This is a genomic window from Gammaproteobacteria bacterium (assembly GCA_016765075.1).
GTDB lineage: Bacteria > Pseudomonadota > Gammaproteobacteria.
The window spans coordinates 1-3,423 of the sequence record JAESQP010000094.1 but is presented as its reverse complement, the minus strand read 5'-3'; the positions used below and the strand labels follow the sequence as shown (position 1 = coordinate 3,423).

The 3,423-nt window shown below is 44.8% G+C and carries 3 protein-coding genes; all 3 read left to right on the top strand.

All coding sequences use genetic code 11. The features are described 5' to 3' along the window. Positions 1–130: rRNA maturation RNase YbeY (gene ybeY / locus JKY90_05715; protein ID MBL4851762.1), on the top strand; the 130-nt coding region annotated here is incomplete at its 5' end. A gap of 43 nt (positions 131–173) precedes the next feature. After that, a complete protein-coding gene (locus JKY90_05710) occupies positions 174–1,058 on the top strand; it encodes a CBS domain-containing protein (GenBank protein MBL4851761.1) in 885 nt (294 codons plus the stop codon). 497 nt (positions 1,059–1,555) lie between these two features. Continuing rightward, a complete protein-coding gene (gene lnt / locus JKY90_05705) occupies positions 1,556–3,061 on the top strand; it encodes an apolipoprotein N-acyltransferase (protein MBL4851760.1) in 1,506 nt (501 codons plus the stop codon). The last annotated feature ends 362 nt before the right edge of the window (positions 3,062–3,423 follow it).

Here is a 3,423-nt window from a genome sequence, read left to right as displayed (position 1 = left end):
GCATATGGTAGTGCATGGCGTGTTGCATTTGTTAGGTTTTGATCATCAAGCTGATGAGCAGGCACAGCAAATGGAAGGTCTGGAAATAGAGATTATGCAAGGGCTTGGTTTTGCTAACCCTTACGAATAAAATTTTTGCTAGTACGCTAGCGCAATAGGTGAAAGCAGTCGTTATGCCGGAAGGACAATCTAGTAATGGTTCAAGTTCTCGATCCTGGTTAGAGAAGTTGAGCCAGGCCTTAAGTGGCGAGCCAAAGGACCGACAGCAATTGTTGGAATTACTGCAGGAAGCAGAACAGCGTAATGTTATGGGCGCAGATGCCCTGGTAATGATAGAAGGTGTTTTGCAGGTTGCTGACATGCAAGTGCGTGATATTATGGTGCCGCGTGCGCAAATGACTGTGGTTGAACGCGACCATGAGTTAGAAGAGATGTTGCCTATTATCACGCGATCAGCGCATTCACGCTTTCCGGTTATTGGTGACACTCGCGATGATGTGGTGGGTATTTTATTGGCAAAAGACCTGTTGCCATTCTTTCATAGCGATAAAAATAGTTTTATTTTACGTGAGCTTTTACGGCCAGCGATATTTGTGCCGGAAAGTAAACGCTTGAACGTGTTATTAAAAGAGTTTCGCGCAAGCCGTAACCATATGGCTATTGTTGTTGACGAGTATGGTGGTGTTGCGGGTCTGGTTACGATTGAAGATGTGCTTGAGCAAATTGTTGGTGAAATTAGTGATGAGCATGACATTGATGATGATAGCTACTTTAAAAAACACAGCGATACAGAATTCACGGTTAAAGCATTAACGCCTATTGATGAATTCAATGAGCAGTTTTTTAGTCATTTTAACGATGATGAATTCGACACTATTGGCGGTGCAGTGATCAATGCATTTGGTCATATGCCTGCACGTGGCGATAGCCTGACTATTGGATCGATATCGTTTGATGTGTTAGCGGCAGATAGCCGTCGTTTGCATCTGCTACAGGTTTCGTTGGCAGCGGATTTGGCTGATAAGGTCAATAGTGCAGAGTCAAAACAAAGTGCTTAAGCTAAGGAAGCTCTGAACAAGTCATGATTGTTTTACGCTGGCTAAAATCGTCCCGATTCGCTTCGAAGATCGTAACAATAGAGCGACTATTACCACTCACTTCGAAGCGAATCGGGACGATTTTATCTCAGCCTAAATTCAACCAGACTTGTTCAGAGCTTCCCTAAGGAACCTTTGATCTATTTATGATCTCGACTCTTGCACCTGAAATATCTAGCTTCTGCGTTATACCCCAAGGGCACTTCCTGCGGGGCGTAAATCTTCGCGCGCTAAGCGCGCTTACTCAGGAATGCTATCGCATTCCCTCAGAGCCTGCCCCGCGAAAGCGTGGGGGCGTAATAGCTCACTATTACGTGCGATTTATGCTTTGTTCTCTAAAAGGTATGTCAAATCTGAATATTTTAGCTGCACCCTACTCCGTGCCCTCGGGGTGCTTCGTCCAGAACAGATTAGAAGCTTCCTAGCTTTCTCAATCTAACTACCGGGAGTTTGATTACGTGATATTACGACTGGGCTGGTCTGGCGAATTGCTTGCCTTGTTGGCAGGCTGTGTGACGCCGCTCGCTTTCGCACCCTACGGTTTTTACCCCATTGCCATTATTAGTTTGGCGGTTCTTTTTTCTTTGTGGATAGCGGTTACAGCAAAGCGTGCGTTTCTGCGTGGTTTGCTGTTTGGCATTGGTATGTTCGCTGTTGGCATACAAGGGCTGTTTATCAGCATTCATGAATACGGTGACGTACCGTTTGCTTTAGCATTATTGTTGAGCGCTTTGCTTGTTGTTTACTTATCTTTATTCCCCGCAGTCTTGGGCTATTTGCTGACACGTTTTGCGCCCGGCTTGAGTGTTGTCAGCATAAATTTGAAATTGCTGTTGATCTTTCCCGCAGCCTGGACGCTTAGCGAGTTATTACGCGGCTGGTTGTTCACGGGTTCGCCCTGGCTAAGCATGGGTTATTCACAAATTGATGGCTCACTTTCCGGGGTGGCGCCAGTGCTGGGTGTATATGGCGTGTCATGGTTGCTGGCTTTATGTTCAGGCCTGCTCGTGTTGGTTTTGTTTCGGCGTGGCTTAGTCATAAAGCTGACCTATGTTGCTGCAATAGCGCTCATTATGTTGTGCGGCTCTTTGCTTTCTACAGTGCAGTGGACGGATAACGTAGGTAGCCCTATTAAAGTGAGTTTGATTCAAGGCAATATTCCGCAAAAATTAAAATGGCAGAAGGAAGTTTATCAACCTACTCTTGATCTTTACTCAGAATTAAGCCGAGGACATTGGGATAGCGATTTGATTATTTGGCCAGAAACGGCGATCCCCAAATTTTTTCACGAGGCAGAAGGGTTTATCGATAAGCTGTGGCAGGAAGCCCAAGCAAACGATACAGATTTGTTAACAGGTGTGCTTTATTTTAACCGTGAGAGTAAAAATTACTACAATGCATTGGTTGGCCTGGGTGACGAGCAGTCGTTATATTTCAAACACCATTTAGTTCCTTTTACTGAATACCTGCCATTGAGATCTATATTGGGTGGGCTTGTCGATTTCATGCAAGTGCCGATGTCGAGTTTTTCAGCAGGCAGCATTGATCAAGCGCCGATGATGCTTGCTGGCAACCCTATTGGCATGTCTATTTGCTTTGAGGATGTGTTTGGTGAAGAGCTGGTACGTGTGGTACCCAAGACGACTCTGTTGGCCAATGTCAGCAATGATGGTTGGTTTGGTGACTCCAGCGCGGCTTATCAACATCAACAGATTGCACGTATGCGCGCTCTAGAAGCGGGTCGCCCTTTATTGCGAGCGACGAATACCGGCGTGTCTTCAATTATGGATCATAAAGGCCATTTGTTGGCTGTTAGCGAGCTTAATATCGTTGATGTTATCACTGCTGATGTACAGCCACAGTCGGGAACGACGCCGTATGCGCAGATGAAGAATTACGCTATTGCGCTAATTTCCATCGTCCTAATTATTTTAGCCGGCATATTCAAGCAAAAATTTCTATAGACTTGCTTAAGGTTAATGGGGTTGTATTGCTAAAATTTTGGTTTACTAGAGTATTAAGTAGTGAGTTATCCTAAGATAGGTGAAGCATAACAGTATGAGTGCTAGTTTAATAAGAAGGTATCAGTATATTGACGCGTTGCGTGGTTACGCTATCCTTGGTGTGATAGCTGTTCATTCAGCAGGTAGCTTGATTCGTTCGATTACTTTTTTCAGCAAGGCTTTCGAGATGCACGTTATGGGGTTCATCTGTTTTTTGTTGCCAGCGCGCTAACTTTATTTTTATCTCTATCGAAACGCTCTAGTGATGAACAGCGCCCGTATGCTAATTTTTTCATTCGAAGATTTTTCAGGATAGCCCCACT

Coding starts and splice junctions, on each gene's coding strand:
- JKY90_05710 (MBL4851761.1), top strand. CDS start 174: ATGCCGGAAGGACAATCTAGTAATGGTTCAAGTTCTCGATCCTGGTTA.